The sequence below is a fragment of the Nocardia sp. JW2 genome, from assembly GCF_051843015.1.
GTDB lineage: Bacteria > Actinomycetota > Actinomycetes > Mycobacteriales > Mycobacteriaceae > Nocardia > Nocardia coubleae.
Map to the genome: position 1 here is coordinate 13782 of NZ_JBPXLK010000018.1, position 16123 is coordinate 29904.

The window sequence follows — 16123 nt, forward strand, 5'->3', positions numbered from 1 at the left end:
ACACGCATCGACCGCCGTTCGGACACGAAGGAAGCACTGATGACGATCGATGATCGACCTGATGAACAGGAGCGCGAGCTCCCGCCACCACCCGGCCCCGGAGGGCGACCGCCCGTCAACAACGTGTGGGTGTATAACGGCAAAGCCTACGACCTGAGCGAGTGGATCTCCAAGCATCCGGGCGGTGAATTCTTCATCGGCCGAACGAAAAACCGCGACATCACCTCGATCATCGGTTCCTACCATCGTGATCCGGAAAAAATCGCGCGGATGATCGAGCGTTACAGCCTCAATCGTAATGCCACGCCCGAGGACATCCACCCGAAGAACAATGCCCCGGACTTCCTCTTCAAAGAGGGTTTCAACAGCTGGGACGACACCCCGAAGTACAAGTTCGACGACAAGAACGACCTGCTGCACGCGGTGAAGGCCCGGATCAAGGAACCGGAGCTGGCCGCGCGGTTGAAGCGCATGGATCGCCTGTTCGACATCGTGGTCGCGTTCCTGATCTTCGCCTACTTCGCGGTGCAGGGCCTGCGGCTCTACGACACCAGCTGGATGCCGTTGCCGGTCTTCGTGATCGCGATGGTGCTGCTGCGCAGTTCGCTGGCCGGCTTCGGCCACTACGCGATCCACCGCGCGCAGAAGGGCTGGAACAAGTACGCGGTGAACGCCTTCGACATGAACTATGTCGCACTGTCTTTCGTCACCGCCGACGGCCACGCCCTGCTGCACCATCCGCACACCCAGAGTGAAGTCGACATCAAGAAGAACGTCTTCACCATGATGATGCAGGTCCCGCGCCTGTACCGGGTGCCGATCCACACCGTGCACAAGTTCGGGCATCTGTTGACGGGCATGATCATTCGCCTGCTCGATGTCTGCCGGCTCACCCGCAAGGTCGGCATCAAGGACATGTACGGCACCTGGCGTGGGGCGCTGCCGCACTTCATCGGATCGTTCGGCATGCGGTTCCTGCTGGTCGCCGAGTTCGTGGCCTTCGCCGTCGCGGGCGACTTGCTCGCCTGGGCACTGCAGTTCGTGATCACCCTGTGGATCAGCACCTTCATGGTCGTCGCGAGCCACGACTTCGAGGTGCCGACCGAGGAACTGCACACCGAGACCGAGGACTGGGGTGTCAACCAGCTCGAGCAGGCCTACGACCTGACCGTGGTGGGCAACAAGTACGTCGACTGCTTCCTGTCGGCGGGCTTGAGCTCGCACCGCGTCCACCACGTTCTTCCGTTCCAGCGCAGCGGTTTCGCCAATATCGCCACCGAGAACGTGGTGCGTGAGGAAGCCGCGAAGTTCGGGGTGGAATGGCTGCCCGCGAAGAGCTTCTTCGGTGATCGACTTCCCAAGCTGTGCCGGACCTACCTGCTCGCGCCCTCGGACGAGGCCAAGCAGAACCGGTGGGGACTGGTGCGTGAACACTGCGCACCCACAGCGCTGAAGACCTGCGTCACCTACACGGTGCAGGGCTTCACCGGCATCGGAACCGTCTGACCCGGCCGCCGCCACGTCTTCTCTGTCTCGAAAGGAATTGTGCCCGTGTCTGTTTCCATTGATGAAGGTGTGCGTCGACCACACGGTCCGCTGAAGACGGCCGACGTCGATCGCGGGCACGATCTGCTACCGCCGACGCCGCCCACGACCGTCGGTGTGATCGAGGCCGTGGCGACGGGCTCGCCGCGGCGAGTGGTCGAGCAGGCCGTCAACGCCGGACGCGTGGCCGAACTGTTCTCCGATCCCGTTCAGCGGCAGCGCATTCCACGGATCTACGAGAAGACCAGGATCGACACCCGACATCTGGCGATCGATCCACTCGCACCCGATTTCCTCGAGTTCAGCAGGCGCCCCGGCACCATCCGGGAGCGGATGAATCTGTTCTTCGAGCACGCCGCACCGCTCGCGGTGGACGTGGCCCGCCGGGCGGTGGCCGGTTTGGCGAACCCGGCCGAGGAGATCGGTCAGCTGATCTTCGTGACCAGCACCGGGTTCATCGCCCCGGGCGTCGATGTCGCGGTCGTCAAGGAACTCGGCCTCTCGCCGACCGTCAACCGGATGATCGTGAACTTCATGGGCTGCGCCGCCGCGATGAACGGCATCCGGACCGCAGTCGACTTCGTGCGGGCGCATCCGGACAAGAAGTCGATGGTGCTGTGCATCGAATTGAGCTCGGTGAACGCCGTTTTCGACGACGACGTCAACGACGTGATCACCCACAGCCTCTTCGGCGACGGGTGCGGCGCGGTGGTGATCGGCGCCAACCAGGTGCACCAGCCGCTGGCGCCCGGCAGTGTCGTGATCCGCGACAGCTTCAGCCACCTGTTCGACGACGCCGAAGACGGCATCGTGCTCGGAGTGAAGGACGCGGGCATCACCTGCGAGCTGGCGGCGAGCTTGCCCGACTACATCTACCGCGGTGTCGACCCGGTGGTCACGCAGGTGCTGGCGCGCAACGGTCTCGACAAGGACGATGTCGACCTGTGGGCGATCCACCCCGGTGGTCCGCGCATCATCGAGGAATCGGCCCGGTCGTTGGGTATCGCGCCCGAGTCGGCCGCGCCGAGCTGGGCTGTGCTCGCCGAGCACGGCAACATGCTGAGTGTGTCGCTGATCTTCGTGCTCGAACGCATGATCGGCGAATCCGATTCGGCGGCACCTATTTCCACCGGCGTGGCGTTCTCGTTCGCGCCCGGTGTCACCCTCGAGGGCATCGTGTTCGATGTCATCCGCAGCTGAGAGTCCATCATGCAATTGCTCCGTTTTCTCGCCGCGCTGTCGCCGGCCAGGATCGCGGCCGTGGTGGTCGCGGGCCTGATCTGCGGCGCCGCCAACACCTATCTGGTGACGTTGATCAACGCGGCGGTCTCGCCGAAACCGCCGCCGGACGACCTGATCACCCGGTTCGTGCTGACCGGCCTGGTGATCCTGGTCAGTGGCGTGCTCTCGCAGGTGCTGCTGATCCGGCTGTCGCAGGACGCCATCTACCGGTTGCGCAGCGATCTGAGCTCCGGGATCGTCGCCGCTCCACTGGAACACCTGGAACGGCTCGGCATGCATCGCCTGATGGCGACGCTCACCGAGGACGTGCGTTCGCTGTCGCAGGCGGTCACCGCCATTCCGGCGATCTGCGTCGACGTGGCGACCATCGTGGGTTGCTTCGTGTTCCTGGCAGTGGTGTCGGGGCCGATCTTCGCGGTCACCGTGGCCGGTACCCTCGTCGGGATCGCCTGTGTCGAAATGGTTCTCAAGCGGGTGCGCGGGATCTACCGTGAGGCTCGGGAGAACGAGGACGCGCTGCTGCGCTCCTTCCAGGCCGTCACGCTCGGCATCAAGGAACTCAAACTGCACCGTGGCCGCCGCCGCGACTTCATGGACCGGCATCTGCTCGGTTCGGCGGGCACCCTGCGCGACCAGAACACCGACGCCGGGTCGAAGTTCTCCTACGCACAGGGTTTCGGTCAGGCGTTGCAGCTGGCCACCATGGCGCTGATCCTGTTCGTCCTCGCCGCGGCGCTCGACCTGCCGCGCGAGACGATGTTCGGGTACGTACTGGTGACCACGTTCCTGGCGATGCCGATGCAGAACTTCATGCACCGCATTCCCGATCTGCTGCGCGGTGACGTGGCGCTGGCCAAGATCCGGGCGATGAACCTGTCGATGACGACGATGCACAACGAGGACGAACTGCCCTACGTCGAGCGTCCGCCGGCGGGACAGGCCAAGCTCGAACTGTCGGACGTGACCTACGTGTACCGCTCCGAAGCGCCGTCGCCGGTGCCACCGCCGCCCGGCACACACCCGGGCGGGATGCCGGCGCATCCGCCGCGTCCCGGTATTCCGCCGCGCGGGGCCAACGGGCATCCCGGTGGTCCGCATCCGGCGCATCCCGGCGCGCGGCCCTCGGCCGGTCCCGATGTGAACGGCAAGAACTGGGTCGACCACGGCGCCACCGATGTGCGGCCGGTGCCCTTGGGTCCGCCGCTCGAGCTCGACGAGTCCGGTGAGGGCGGGTTCCGGCTCGGGCCGATCGACCTGGTCTTCGAACCGGGCCAGATCACCTTCATCGTCGGCGGTAACGGCAGCGGGAAGTCGACGCTGGCCAAGATCATCACCGGTCTGTATGTGCCGCGCACGGGGTCGTTGTCGCTCAACGGGGAGAGGATCGACCACGACAACATCGAATGGTTCCGGCAGAACTCGTCCGCGGTGTTCACCGATTTCCATCTGTTCGAGGACTACCTGGGCTTCGACCGGCCGGGGATCGACGCCGAGGTGCGGCGGTATCTCGAGGAGCTGCAGATCGCGCACAAGGTGAGTGTGGAGGGCGGGCGCCTGTCGACCGTCGACCTGTCCCAGGGGCAGCGCAAACGCCTCGCCCTGCTCACCGCGCTGCTCGAGGACCGGCAGATCTATGTGTTCGACGAGTGGGCCGCCGATCAGGAGCCGAGGTTCCGTGAGGTGTTCTACCGGGAGATCCTCACCGATCTGAAACAGCGCGGGAAGACCGTCATCGTGATCACCCACGACGACCGGTACTTCGACTGCGCCGATCAACTGGTGAAGCTCGACTTCGGGTTGGTCGCGGCGTAATCGCCTGTGCCCCGGTCGATTCGTCGATCGGGGCACAATTGTGTCCGGGGTTCAGGCGATCTCGCGGTGCGCGGTGACGACCCGTCGCATGGGCGGGCGGTCGACCAGGCTGACCTCCGAAGGTGTTCGGCGCCAGCCGGTTTCGCAGGGCAGGAACTGGACCAGGCCGATGCCGGAGTCGCGGATGCCGAGGCGGTCGAGCAAGGTGGCGACCACCTGACGGCTCATCACCGCCAGTTCGTGGGTAGGGCGGTTGCGGTGCACGCGGATGCCGAGGTCGACCTGGGCGATGGCGGACAGACCGTGGCGCTGCCAGCAGTCGAGCAGGATCCCGATCTCGGCGCCGTATCCGCCGGCCAGGGGGACATCACCGAGGAAGGCCCGGGTGACGGCGTATTCGCCGCCCAGGGGTTGCACGATCTCGGCCAGCGCGGGTGCCAGCGCGGTGAGCAGCGGCCGCGCGACCAGCTGGGTCACACGGCCGCCGCCGTCGGCGTCCAGTTGCGCGCCGGTGGTGATCGGCCGCCGGTAGAAGCCCTTCACCAGCGTGATGCCGGGTTCGGTGAGCAGCGGGGTCAGCAGGGCAGGCACGAACAGCGGATCGGGTGCCACGAGGTCGGCGTCGAGGTACACCAGCAGGTCGCCGGTCGCCACCGCGAGCGACCGCCACACCACCTCGCCCTTGCCGGGCCTGGGCGGCACTCCCGGCATCGCCTCTTCGAGGGTGTAGGCGGCGGCGCCCGCCGCCCGCGCCCGGGCGACGGTGCGGTCGGTCGAGCCGGCGTCGAGCACGATCAGTTCGTCGATCAGACCACCGAGCAGTGGTCGCACCGACGCCACGACCCCGGCTACGGTGTCCTCGTCGTCCAGGGCGGGGACAACCACCGAGACCCGGCGACCCGACTTGCGGTCGATGAGCTCACGGACGTCCATATCGATCAGTGAACGTCAACGACCGAGCGCCTGCCAGCGATGCGGCGACATCTTGTGACCGGAGCCAACGGCGAGGTCGGAGTAGCTGGTGAAACGGACAGCGCGGCGCGGCGGACCGGTACGGTTGGACTGTTCGCCGTCGACGGCGACGACCGGCGAGTGGAGGAGCGGACGTCATGAGTGCGACGGTGGTCGAAGTGGCGAAGGGATCGAAGACCGATCTCACCGACGGACGCTACACCGTCCGCCTGGATCTCGACGGTCCCGCGGGCGCGGTCGACGTGTCCGCGGTCCTGGTGACCGCCGACGGGAAGGTGCGCTCCGACGCCGACTTCGTCTTCTTCAACAACCCGTCCGCTCCCGGTGTCCAGCTCGAATCGGATGCTGTTGTCTCCGTCGACCTTTCGGCGATTCCGGCCGAGATCCACCGGGTGGTCATCGCGGGAAGTACCGAGGCACAGGGCATCCGGTTCGGTGAGGTGACGGGGCTGCGGGTGTCGGTGACCGGCAGCGGGCAGGCGCTGAGCTTCACGCCCGCCGGACTCGATTCCGAGACCGTCCTGCAGGCGGTCGCACTGTACCGCCGGGGGAGTGGGTGGCGGCTGGACGCGATCGGCCAGGGTTACAGCGCCGGTCTCGCGGCCTTCGCGACCGAGCACGGAATCACGGTCGACGACGAGGTCGTGGAGGAGTCCGCGCCTGCGCTCGCCACACCGCAACCTGTTGCGGCGCAGCAGAACCCGACCATCGATCTGCGCAAGGTCGATGTGGTGCTCACCAAGGACTCGCCGGACAAGCGAGCCACCATCGACCTCCGCAAGGGCGGTGCGGGCCACGTTCTCACCGTCGGCCTCGAATGGGACGGTCGCGGCGCGAAATACGACAGCAACGGCAAGCCGACCGAATTCGGCACCGGCGACCTGGACGTGTACTTCTTCTGCCGCAACGAACTCACCGGCGACTATGTCGTAATCAGCGGTGAGAAGGGCCACCAAGGCGATCTGAACGTCTGGCCGCACATCCACCACCAGGGCGACAGCCGTGGTCCCGGGGCCGGTGGCCTGCCCGCCACCGAACAGGTGGTAGTCCGTCCCACCGAGAACGGTGACCTGCTGCTCAATGTGTACCAGTCCGTCGACAACGGTGCGGGTGCCATCGATACCTTCGGCCGCCCGCGAGTTCGGGTGCGCTACGGGCGCCCCGGGCCCGACGGACTGCCCGGGCCCGACGCGGATCAGATCACCGTCGTCATCGGCAACGGCAAGAACTCCTTCTGGGCGACCGTCGCCCACATCGACGTCCGCGACGGCATCCTCACCGTCGACGGAACCACCAGGTACAGCCGGGCTTTCAGCGAACGCATGCCTGTCCTCGACACCGAGGGCACCTGGGTTCGCGCCGCCAAGAACGGACCCGTCGGCCGCAGCAAATCCAGCAACGGCCTGGGCCTCAGCCGCTACGAAGGTCAGTGCCCCGCACCGCGCTGAGCTGTCCGGTGGTTCCGCCGGAGGCTTCCACGCGGGCGGGCCGTCGGCGTTTTCGCTGGTGAGTCGTAGGCTTGGGCCATGGCATCCGACACCGAATCATCGTTCGATATCAAGCCCCGCTCGCGCGATGTCACCGACGGGCTCGAGAAGACCGCCGCACGCGGCATGCTCCGCGCGGTCGGCATGGGGGACGAGGACTGGGTGAAGCCCCAGATCGGGGTGGCGTCGAGCTGGAACGAGATCACCCCGTGCAACCTGTCGCTCGACCGGCTGGCCGACGCCGTGAAGGAAGGCGTGCACGCGGGCGGTGGGTACCCGCTCGAATTCGGGACCATCTCGGTGTCCGACGGTATCTCGATGGGCCATGAGGGCATGCACTTCTCGCTGGTCAGCCGCGAGATCATCGCGGATTCCGTCGAGACGGTCATGATGGCCGAACGTCTCGACGGGTCGGTGCTGCTCGCCGGGTGCGACAAGAGCCTGCCCGGCATGCTGATGGCGGCCGCCCGACTCGACCTGGCCAGCGTGTTCCTCTATGCGGGATCGACGCTGCCGGGCAATCTCGACGGCAAGGACGTCACCATCATCGACGCCTTCGAAGCCGTCGGCGCCTGCATCAAGGGACTCATCAGCCGCGAAGAGGTCGACCGCATCGAGCGCGCGATCTGCCCGGGCGAAGGCGCGTGCGGCGGCATGTACACCGCCAACACGATGGCCTCGGCGGCCGAAGCGCTCGGCATGAGCCTGCCGGGGTCGGCGGCGCCGCCCGCCCCCGACCGCCGCCGCGACGTCTTCGCGCACCGGTCCGGGGAGGCCGTCGTCGAGTTGCTGCGCAAGGGGATCACCGCGCGCGACATCATGACCATGCCTGCCTTCGAGAACGCCATCACGGTGGTCATGGCGCTCGGCGGGTCGACCAATGCGGTGCTGCACCTGCTGGCGATCGCCCGCGAGGCCGGGGTGGACCTCACTCTCGCCGACTTCAACCGGGTCGGTGACAAGGTGCCGCATCTGGCCGACCTGAAACCGTTCGGCCGCTACGTGATGACCGATGTGGACCGGGTCGGCGGTATCCCCGTGGTGATGAAGGCGCTGCTCGACGCGGGTCTGCTGCACGGTGACGTCATGACCGTCACCGGCAAGACCATGGCCGAGAACCTCGCCGACATCGAACTCGGCCTCGACGGCGACGTCATCCGGCCGCTCGACCGGCCTATCCACCGATCCGGCGGGCTCACCATCCTGCACGGCACGCTGGCGCCCGAAGGGGCGGTGGTGAAGAGCGCGGGCTTCGACTCCGATGTGTTCGCCGGGACGGCACGGGTGTTCGACGGGGAACGCGCCGCGATGGACGCGCTGGAGAACGGCAGCATCGTGGCCGGTGATGTGGTGGTCATCCGCAACGAAGGTCCCAAGGGTGGCCCGGGGATGCGCGAGATGCTCGCCATCACCGGGGCGATCAAGGGCGCGGGCCTCGGCAAGGATGTCCTGTTGCTCACCGACGGCCGATTCTCCGGTGGCACAACGGGTTTGTGTGTCGGGCATGTCGCGCCGGAGGCGGTCGACGGCGGCCCGATCGCATTCGTCCGCGACGGCGACCCGATCGTCCTCGATGTCGCCAACCGGCGCCTCGATGTGGAAATCGACCCGGCCGACCTCGCCGCCCGCAAGGTCGGCTGGGAACCCGCTGCTCCCAAGTACACCTCCGGTGTCCTCGCCAAGTACCGCAAGCTGGTGAGCTCGGCGGCCCATGGAGCCGTCACGGGATGACGCCGGACGAGGTTCGCCTGCTGGCGCTGGGATTCGAGGGCGCGACCGAGCGAGACCATCACGGTCGGCCCTCATTTCGCAGGCGAACCATTTTCGCGACTCTGCCCGACGACGAACACCTGCGTGTGATGCGCCCCGAGGCAGGCATTCGTGAGGCGGTCGCGGAATCACCCGCCTGGTGCGCCGAGTCGTGGTGGGGCAGAAAGCTCGCCGCGGTGCAGGTGACCCTGGCGGACGCCGCACCCGAACTCGTCGCCGAAATGCTGGGTGACGCGTGGGACGCGGCCGGCTGACCTGCGATCAGCTGATCGGGAGGTTTCAGCGCGCGCCGACGATGCGCAACGCCATGTTCGCGTAGCCCTCGGCGATGTCTTCGGGGCTCCAGTCGCCGCCGTCGCGGTACCAGCGGGCGATGTCGATGCCGAGGGAGAGCAGGGCGACCGCGGCCATGCGCGTGTCGGGCACGTCGAACGCGCCGGTGGCGACTCCGCGTTCGACGAGGTCGCGGATCTCCTGGTCGATCTGGCGGCGCAGGCCGCGGATCTCCGCGTAGTGCTCGGGGGTGAGCGCGGAGAGTTCGTAGTTCACGATCCGGGCCCGGGTGTGGCCGCGCACATGGTGTGCCGCGAAGTCGTGGACCACGGTGCGCAGGGCGAGCGTCGGGTCCTCGGTCGACCGGATGGCGGCGCGGACCAGCTCGAGTGACTGCTCGTGCCCCGCGCGCGAGATCACGTACAGCAGTTCCTCTTTCGACTTGTGATGCACATACACCGCCGCCGGGCTCATACCGGCGGCCGACGCGATATCGCGCGTGGTCGTACCGTTGAAGCCTTTTTCGGCGAACGCGTCGATGGCTGCCTCTAGGAGGCGTGCACGGGTGGCATCGCCTCGGGGCTCGATGGTCTCGGTCATTTCCGCGCCATTATCTCGTCTCGGAGGATCGCGGCCGGTGCCGGGCCATGTGACGTGGCCGACACCTTTCGGCCTGTCATCAGGGTCGGCGCCCGAGTCGCCGAGAGTAGCGGCCTGGGGGGCGGTGCCCGACCGTTTTCCCATCCTCGCACCGGGTAGGCGGTGTACGAGGAAAGGAGGACCCCATGCATGAGCCGAAGGAACCGTCCGGTGACCGCTACGACCCCACCCAGGACCCGGATGCCGACCCGGACATGATCCAGCCACCCGACCGCCTCACCCCGCAGCCCAGTCAGGCAGAAGGAGAGGACGACGAGTCACCGTCCGAACGCGGTGGATAAGCTGTCGGACAAGAGTATTCGCGCTCAGGATCGCGAGGGGACGGGGGACTGTGATCGGCCGCCCCCTGCTCTACATCGATTCGTGTGTGAATCATCGCGGTGAAAGGCGAAGAGTTGAGCGTGGATCTCGAGGGTGCGATACGGGCGCTACACGATGACCTGGCCGCCTGGCTCGGGACCGAGGCGCCGGACTCGGTTTTCGACCGTTTCGCGGAGGCGCAGGATGCCTCGTTCTCCATGGTGACCACCACCGGACAGGTCCTGAACCGCGACGAATTGCTGGCCGGGCTGCGATCGGCGCGTAACGCCCAGCCGGGGTTGCGTATCACCATCAGCGAGATCGAAGTGCTGTCAGCGGACGATGCCATGACGGTCGTGCGTTTCCTCGAATCGCACGACCATGCCGGTGTGGTCTCCCGGCGCCGGGTGCTCGCGGTTCTACGTCCGGAGCCCGACGCGGTGCGCTGGTGGGCCCTTCAGGAAACCGACGTACCCGACTGACCCGCCCAGAGGCACAGCCCACGGGCTCACGTAAGCACACCTTCATGTAGGTTGAAGCTGTCGACTTGCTGAGCTACTCTACGCGCATGCGAAAACCTACTACAGGGCGTAGTAATTACGGTGCCACCACGGGTTTCTCGCGGCGAGCCCTGATCGGTGGGGCCGTCACGGTGGCCGGTGCGGCGACGGCGGGCGCGGTGATCGGGCGGGGTGCCGCGCCGGATTCCGCCGGTGCGGCGGTCGAGCCTTTCCGCGGCGAACACCAGGCGGGGATCGCGACGAGTCCGCAATCGCACGCACTGTTCCTTGCCTGCGATGTGGCGCGTCCGGACCGGGGCGCGCTGCGTGAACTGCTGACCGAATGGACCACGGTGTCGGCCGCGCTCACGGCGGGCCGATCGATGCCCGAACCGCCACGCGCCCAACCGGATACGACCGCTGAGACCGATTTCGCGACCGGACTCGAGCCTGCCCGCCTGACGATGACCTTCGGTCTCGGCGCCGCCGTGTTCGACGAGCGGTTCGGCCTCGCCGACCGCCGTCCTCGCCACCTCGGCGCACTACCGGCCTTCGACGGCGACGCCCTGAACCCCGCCTGGTGTGGTGGTGATCTGCTGGTGCAGATCTGCGCCGACGACTCCCAACTGGTCAGCCACGCTTTTCGGGCCTTGCGAGCGCGCATGCCCGGCCTGGCCCGGATGCGCTGGACTCAGCACGGCTTCCTCGGTCTCCCCGGCGACGGCGGTACCCCGCGCAATGCTTTCGGCTTCAAAGACGGCACCGCCAACCCGCGAACCGGCACAACCGATTTCGATACAACGGTGTGGGTCGACTCGCCCGCCGAACCCGGCTGGTTCCATGGAGGTACGTACTTGGTCTTCCGCAAGATCCGGATGAAAACCGCCGAGTGGGACCAACTTCCGGTCGCCCAGCAGAACCAGATCATCGGCCGGCGGCGTGGTGACGGTGCCCCGCTCGGTGGCGCATCAGAATTCGACACCGTCGACCTGGCCGCGCGGGACGAACGCGGTGACCTCGCGATCGCGGACAACGCGCATGTGCGGTTGGTGCACGGCATTCCGATGCTGCGCCGCGGGTACAACTACGACTACGGATTGCTGGTCGCCAACGCCGGCGGCTCGCCCGATCCGACACCTGCCCAACCGCATTCGCACGCACCGGGTACGCCGGAACACAGTCACGGCGGCCACGGCCAACTCGATGTCGGACTGCTGTTCGCCGCCTATCAGAACAACCCGCCCGAGCAATTCGTGAAGGCGCAGCGGGCCATGGCGACCGACCGGCTCAACCCGCTCGTCCAGCACACCGGCAGTGGATTCTTCGCCATGCCGCCGGGTGCGGCGCCGGGGGAGTCCGTCGCCGCGGCCCTGCTCGCTTGAGCGCTCGGGTCAGTCCTGCCAACCGCTCGAGTTCATGAGGTCGTCCCAGTTCGGCAACGGAACCTGCGGATGATGCAGGCGCACGAGCTCGGCCCCCAGGCTGGCCGGAAACGCCTTCCTTGGGTCCGCGAGGATCTGCTCCTCCATGATGGTGGTGATCGCGGGGGTTCCGCCGAGCCGCGGGTAGGCGGCATGGACGACGTCGGCGTAGCCGGGTGGCAGATCACCCGGTCCGCCACCGATATCGATGCCGATGCCCGTAACCGCGATCCAGATCTCGGCCGGCCTGCGCCTGCGGAAGACCGGTGAGTCGCTGAAGCCGGAGGTGTGCGCGGCGATCGCGTCCCACACTGTCTCGACCCGGCTGTCGGTGATGCCGTGGCGCTCGAGGAACTCGGCCGCGAAATCCGCGCCGTCGACCTCGAATCGTTGGTTTCCGTTGGCGATCTCGCCCAGCCCGATGTCGTGTAGTGCGCAGATCAGGTACATGGTCTCGTCGTCGTAGTCGACGCCGGCCCGCAGGCCGTTCGTCGCAGCGACGGCACGGGCGAACAGATACCCACGCAAGCTGTGATTGCGCACCGGCGCCGCCACGGCGGTGTCGATCAGTTCACGCGCTGCCTGGGCGACGGGTGTGGTCGGGAAGACCAGCGCGCCGGGCCGGGCCGACGCGATCGCGTGCGACGCGGCGAGGGCTGCCCCGGTCAACGCGGCGGCGCCGAGGGCGCTACGACGAGTGATGTCCATGAGTACTCCGATCCTGATGACCTTCAATGCATTTGAAGGTTATCAGGATTCCTTCAATTAGGTTGAAGGAGTGGCCGTCTGGTTCCACCATGGACGAGCGTGAAGGACATCGGGTGCACCGCCACTGCCGGACCGGCCTGCGCGCTGATCCGGCGATAGGGTGCACACGGCGTTCGTTCTTGTCGGAGTCCGGTAGGACCGTTGTGAGGAGTGATGCGCGTGCGGATCGATCTGACCGGGAAGACGGCGTTGGTCACCGGCTCCACCCAGGGCATCGGGGCGGCCACCTGCAGATCGCCAGCGATTCCGCCGTGGTCACTCCCGCCGAGATGATCCACTACGGTGTGTCCAAGACGGCGCTGCTCGCCGTGACCCGCGGCTTCGCCAAAGACGCCGCGGGGACCGGGGTCACGGTGAATTCGGTGATCGCCGGACCCACGCACACCGGTGGCGTGGAGGAATTCGTGTACCAGCTGGTCGACCGGTCGTTGCCGTGGGAGCAGGCGCAGCGGGAGTTCATGCGCGTGCATCGCCCGCAGTCGCTGATCCAGCGGCTGATCGAACCGTCGGAAATCGCGAACATGGTCGTCTACCTGAGTTCGCCGCTGGCGTCGGCGACCACCGCCGGAGCCCTGCGCGTCGACGGTGGCTACGTCGACTCGATCCTGCCGTAACGCCCCTGCCAGGCGGCGAGCCAGCCGATCTCCATGGCCGCGTCGAGGAGGTAGGTCTTGCGGATCGTGCCCTTCGGGACGTAGATCAGGTCGATCGCCAGCAACCAGCCCGCGGTGGTGAGACCGAGCCTGCGCGCGCTCGCCAGGCCCGCGGGTGTGCGCGCTGCCGTGAGCTGCACGAGGCCGTTGCCCGCGAGCAGTCCGGCGACGGTGAACTGCAACCAGCGGTCGTACTTCGAGCCGAAGATCGCCTCGAAGCTGCGCCTGCTGACGAGCGGCCATACGCCACCCACGACATTGAAAGCGCCGTGCGCGCGGGCCAGGGTCGCGGCCTGATTCGGCCGGGACGGACGGTCGTCGGTGGACATCGCACTCCTCACCGAGAAGGGCTTGGCGTGAGTCGCTTACCCCGGCGGAGCGCCCGAAAACGCCTGGTGACGGCACAAAACAGGCGGGCCGGCGCCAGGGAGTGGGTGGTGCGGGTAGTGCGGTGCCGGCCCGCCTGCACACTATTCGTGCGTGGGGAAGTCGTGGATGGGTGCAGCCTCCTGCACCACCCGGCGCGGCGACGCGTACGGGCATCTCATCGCAGGGTGAGTGGGGTCGCCGCGTCGATGTGCGTCAGCTTCTGCGGGTTGCGCACGTAGTAGATGCCGGTGATCCGGTCGTCCTCGACGCGGACGGCGAGCACACCGTCGCGCTCGCCGTCGATGGACACCGCCAGCGCGGGCCCACCGTTGACCAGCGTCGGCTCGACGACGAGGTCGACAGCGTGTTTGGTGAGGCCGCCGACGATGAAACGCGACACCTTGTCGGCGCCGACGACCGGGCGCGGGTTGGCCTGCTTGATTCCGCCCCCGTCGCTGACGGCAACCACGTCCGGTGCGAGGACATCGAGCAATCCCTGCAGGTCACGGGTTTCCAGCGCCCGTTGGAACGCTTCGATCGTGGCCTCGGCCTGCTGTGCGCTCACCGTGCGCCGCGGCCTGCGTTCCTCCACGTGCCGGCGGGCGCGACTGGCGATCTGGTGCACGGCGGCGGGCGACTTGTCGACCGCCGCCGCGATCTCGGCGTAGCTGATGCCGAACGCCTCGTGCAGTACGAAAACCGCGCGTTCGGTCGGGGTCAGCGTCTCGAGCACCAGCATCAATCCCATCGACACGCTGTCGGCGAGTTCGACATCGGCGGCGACGTCCGGTGCGGTGAGCAGTGGTTCCGGCAGCCACGAACCGACATAGGACTCCCGTCGCCGCTTGAGCGAGCGCAACCGGTTCAGCGCCTGGCGGGTGGTGATGCGCACCAGATACGCGCGCCGGTCCGCCACCTCGTCCAGGTCGGCCTTCACCCACCGCAGCCAGGTCTCCTGCAGCACGTCCTCGGCGTCGGCCGCCGAGCCGAGCATCTCGTAGGCCACCGTGAACAGCAGATTGCGATGCTGCACAAAGGTTTCCGTCGCGTCGACGGGAGTGGTCATCGTCGGTTCTCCTGTCCGTGGCTCAGGCTGTGGTGATCGCGGCGCGGCGGTCGCGCAACACCTGCGGGCGGTGTTTGCCGTCCTTCGGCCAGGAGTGCGAACCGGGCTTGTTCGCCTCGGTGACCAGATGCTTCACGCTGGCCGCGCACGAGAACTCCTTGAGCGCGCGACCGGCCGGGCCGGTGAAGTAGAGGCCCATCGCGGTGTCGTCCTTGTGGCCGAGCTGGAAGATGCCCGCTCGGCGGCCGAAGCTGATGCACATCGCCTGGAAAGCCAGGTCGATCGAGGTGGGTTCGGTCCCGTCGATGCGATGCGCGATGGTGTCGGCGGCGTGCGCGCCGAGGCAACCGGCCACATAGGCGCTCATCCGGAACGGCAGGTCCGAGGGTGCCGACGAGTCACCGGCCGCGACGATCCGGTCGTCGTCGACGCTGGTCAGGGTCTCGTCGGTGAGCAGCCGCCCGGCGGTATCGGTGCGCAGGCCACTGTGTGCCGCCAGTGGCGGTATGCCGAAACCCGCTGCCCAGATGGTGATCTCGCTGGGCAGGGTGGTTCCGGTCGCCAGGTGCACCGATGTCTTCGTCACCTCGGTGACGACCGATTCGGGGCCTTCGAGTAGCCCGACGCCCAGTTTCGTCAGGTACTTACGGGCGGTTCGCCGGGCTCGGGGGTGCAGGTATGGGCCGAGCGTGCCGCCGCAAACGAGGGTGACCGAACGTCCCTGTTCGGCGAGTTCGGTCGCGGTCTCGATCCCGGTGGGGCCGCCGCCGACGACGGTCACCGGCGCCGACATCGCCCGGTCGAACAGGATCGACCGCAACCGCTGCGCTGCCTCCAAAGTGGCGACCGGATAGGCGAATTCGGCCGCACCGGGCACCTGTGGTTCGGGGGTGCCGCTACCGAGGGCATAGACGAGGTAGTCGAAGTCGAGGTCCGCGCCGTCGGCGAGGGCGACGCGGCGGGCAGCCGTATCGATCCCGGTGACGCTGTCGACGACCAGCGAGACACCCTCGGCCAGTACGTCGCGGTAATCCACGATCGCGTCGTGGGTTCCGCCGACCAGCTGATGCAGGCGCAGCCGGGGCACGAAGACGGGGCGCGGATTGATCACGGTGATCCGCACGTCCTGGCGGGCGCTGAGCCGATTGGCCGCCATCACCCCGGCGTATCCGCCGCCGATCACGACCACGTGGTTGGTGTTCATGGTGTCTCCTTCGCTCCGAGGGGTTCGAGCACAAGACACCGCGCGGGCGAGAATCCTGACACGATGTGACTCAGATCATCA

General features: G+C 67.3%; 15 protein-coding genes and 1 pseudogene. 10 read left to right on the forward strand and 6 right to left on the reverse strand.

Features of this window, described 5'->3' with window-relative positions:
• The first annotated feature begins 39 nt into the window (after positions 1–39).
• The 3 genes from ACSVDM_RS22325 to ACSVDM_RS22335 all read left to right on the forward strand — a co-directional run bounded on the left by ACSVDM_RS22325 (position 40) and on the right by ACSVDM_RS22335 (position 4599).
• Positions 40–1506 carry a fatty acid desaturase gene (locus ACSVDM_RS22325; RefSeq protein WP_439267537.1) on the forward strand — a complete coding sequence of 489 codons (1467 nt, stop codon included), beginning with the start codon at positions 40–42 and terminating at the stop codon, positions 1504–1506.
• 69 nt (positions 1507–1575) lie between these two features.
• Entirely contained in the window at positions 1576–2745 is a 1170-nt protein-coding gene (locus ACSVDM_RS22330; protein WP_439267707.1) for a type III polyketide synthase, read from the forward strand.
• Between the two features lie 9 nt (positions 2746–2754).
• Positions 2755–4599: an ATP-binding cassette domain-containing protein gene (locus ACSVDM_RS22335; protein WP_439267539.1), complete on the forward strand. Its 1845-nt coding sequence runs from the start codon at positions 2755–2757 to the stop codon at positions 4597–4599.
• 51 nt (positions 4600–4650) lie between these two features.
• Here the strand turns inward: ACSVDM_RS22335 and ACSVDM_RS22340 are convergent, their stop codons facing one another.
• Entirely contained in the window at positions 4651–5532 is an 882-nt protein-coding gene (locus ACSVDM_RS22340; RefSeq protein ID WP_439267541.1) for a glucosyl-3-phosphoglycerate synthase, read from the reverse strand.
• Positions 5533–5708: 176 nt separating this feature from the next.
• Here ACSVDM_RS22340 and ACSVDM_RS22345 point away from each other — a divergent pair, with 176 nt between their 5' ends.
• The 3 genes from ACSVDM_RS22345 to ACSVDM_RS22355 all read left to right on the forward strand — a co-directional run bounded on the left by ACSVDM_RS22345 (position 5709) and on the right by ACSVDM_RS22355 (position 9082).
• On the forward strand, positions 5709–7019 hold the full coding sequence (locus ACSVDM_RS22345) for a TerD family protein (protein ID WP_439267543.1): 1311 nt from the start codon (positions 5709–5711) through the stop codon (positions 7017–7019).
• Positions 7020–7097: 78 nt separating this feature from the next.
• Complete coding sequence (ilvD, locus tag ACSVDM_RS22350) at positions 7098–8789, forward strand: dihydroxy-acid dehydratase (protein WP_439267545.1); 1692 nt, start codon at positions 7098–7100, stop codon at positions 8787–8789.
• A complete protein-coding gene (locus tag ACSVDM_RS22355) occupies positions 8786–9082 on the forward strand; it encodes an MmcQ/YjbR family DNA-binding protein (protein WP_439267547.1) in 297 nt (98 codons plus the stop codon). The genes ilvD and ACSVDM_RS22355 overlap by 4 nt, the downstream gene beginning before the upstream one ends.
• A gap of 25 nt (positions 9083–9107) precedes the next feature.
• Here the strand turns inward: ACSVDM_RS22355 and ACSVDM_RS22360 are convergent, their stop codons facing one another.
• Entirely contained in the window at positions 9108–9701 is a 594-nt protein-coding gene (locus ACSVDM_RS22360; RefSeq protein WP_067638681.1) for a TetR/AcrR family transcriptional regulator, read from the reverse strand.
• 185 nt (positions 9702–9886) lie between these two features.
• On the opposite strand from ACSVDM_RS22360, the gene ACSVDM_RS22365 reads away from it, so the two are divergent.
• From ACSVDM_RS22365 to ACSVDM_RS22375, 3 genes are all read left to right on the forward strand, one after another.
• Positions 9887–10042, forward strand: coding sequence for a hypothetical protein (locus tag ACSVDM_RS22365; protein ID WP_166655796.1), 156 nt, complete (start codon positions 9887–9889; stop codon positions 10040–10042).
• A 120-nt stretch (positions 10043–10162) separates the two neighbouring features.
• On the forward strand, positions 10163–10543 hold the full coding sequence (locus ACSVDM_RS22370; protein WP_439267709.1) for a DUF4440 domain-containing protein: 381 nt from the start codon (positions 10163–10165) through the stop codon (positions 10541–10543).
• Positions 10544–10629: 86 nt separating this feature from the next.
• On the forward strand, positions 10630–11943 hold the full coding sequence (locus tag ACSVDM_RS22375; protein WP_439267550.1) for a Dyp-type peroxidase: 1314 nt from the start codon (positions 10630–10632) through the stop codon (positions 11941–11943).
• Positions 11944–11952: 9 nt separating this feature from the next.
• Here ACSVDM_RS22375 and ACSVDM_RS22380 read toward each other — a convergent pair whose 3' ends face one another.
• Complete coding sequence (locus tag ACSVDM_RS22380; RefSeq protein WP_439267552.1) at positions 11953–12690, reverse strand: HD domain-containing protein; 738 nt, start codon at positions 12688–12690, stop codon at positions 11953–11955.
• A gap of 278 nt (positions 12691–12968) precedes the next feature.
• Here ACSVDM_RS22380 and ACSVDM_RS22385 point away from each other — a divergent pair.
• Positions 12969–13364: pseudogene (locus ACSVDM_RS22385) on the forward strand (SDR family NAD(P)-dependent oxidoreductase); the annotation flags it as partial.
• On the opposite strand, the gene ACSVDM_RS22390 reads toward ACSVDM_RS22385, so the two are convergent.
• The 3 genes from ACSVDM_RS22390 to ACSVDM_RS22400 form a co-directional block, all read right to left on the reverse strand.
• Positions 13340–13732: a hypothetical protein gene (locus tag ACSVDM_RS22390; protein WP_439267554.1), complete on the reverse strand. Its 393-nt coding sequence runs from the start codon at positions 13730–13732 to the stop codon at positions 13340–13342. The pseudogene ACSVDM_RS22385 and the gene ACSVDM_RS22390 overlap by 25 nt on opposite strands.
• Before the next feature lie 215 nt (positions 13733–13947).
• Positions 13948–14838 carry an RNA polymerase sigma-70 factor gene (locus tag ACSVDM_RS22395; RefSeq protein ID WP_357143823.1) on the reverse strand — a complete coding sequence of 297 codons (891 nt, stop codon included), beginning with the start codon at positions 14836–14838 and terminating at the stop codon, positions 13948–13950.
• Between the two features lie 22 nt (positions 14839–14860).
• Complete coding sequence (locus ACSVDM_RS22400) at positions 14861–16042, reverse strand: NAD(P)/FAD-dependent oxidoreductase (protein ID WP_439267556.1); 1182 nt, start codon at positions 16040–16042, stop codon at positions 14861–14863.
• Between the last annotated feature and the right edge of the window lie 81 nt (positions 16043–16123).

Coding starts and splice junctions, on each gene's coding strand:
- ACSVDM_RS22325 (WP_439267537.1), top strand. CDS start 40: ATGACGATCGATGATCGACCTGATGAACAGGAGCGCGAGCTCCCGCCA.
- ACSVDM_RS22335 (WP_439267539.1), top strand. CDS start 2,755: ATGCAATTGCTCCGTTTTCTCGCCGCGCTGTCGCCGGCCAGGATCGCG.
- ACSVDM_RS22340 (WP_439267541.1), bottom strand. CDS start 5,532: ATGGACGTCCGTGAGCTCATCGACCGCAAGTCGGGTCGCCGGGTCTCG.
- ACSVDM_RS22345 (WP_439267543.1), top strand. CDS start 5,709: ATGAGTGCGACGGTGGTCGAAGTGGCGAAGGGATCGAAGACCGATCTC.
- ilvD (WP_439267545.1), top strand. CDS start 7,098: ATGGCATCCGACACCGAATCATCGTTCGATATCAAGCCCCGCTCGCGC.
- ACSVDM_RS22355 (WP_439267547.1), top strand. CDS start 8,786: ATGACGCCGGACGAGGTTCGCCTGCTGGCGCTGGGATTCGAGGGCGCG.
- ACSVDM_RS22360 (WP_067638681.1), bottom strand. CDS start 9,701: ATGACCGAGACCATCGAGCCCCGAGGCGATGCCACCCGTGCACGCCTC.
- ACSVDM_RS22365 (WP_166655796.1), top strand. CDS start 9,887: ATGCATGAGCCGAAGGAACCGTCCGGTGACCGCTACGACCCCACCCAG.
- ACSVDM_RS22375 (WP_439267550.1), top strand. CDS start 10,630: ATGCGAAAACCTACTACAGGGCGTAGTAATTACGGTGCCACCACGGGT.
- ACSVDM_RS22380 (WP_439267552.1), bottom strand. CDS start 12,690: ATGGACATCACTCGTCGTAGCGCCCTCGGCGCCGCCGCGTTGACCGGG.
- ACSVDM_RS22390 (WP_439267554.1), bottom strand. CDS start 13,732: ATGTCCACCGACGACCGTCCGTCCCGGCCGAATCAGGCCGCGACCCTG.
- ACSVDM_RS22395 (WP_357143823.1), bottom strand. CDS start 14,838: ATGACCACTCCCGTCGACGCGACGGAAACCTTTGTGCAGCATCGCAAT.
- ACSVDM_RS22400 (WP_439267556.1), bottom strand. CDS start 16,042: ATGAACACCAACCACGTGGTCGTGATCGGCGGCGGATACGCCGGGGTG.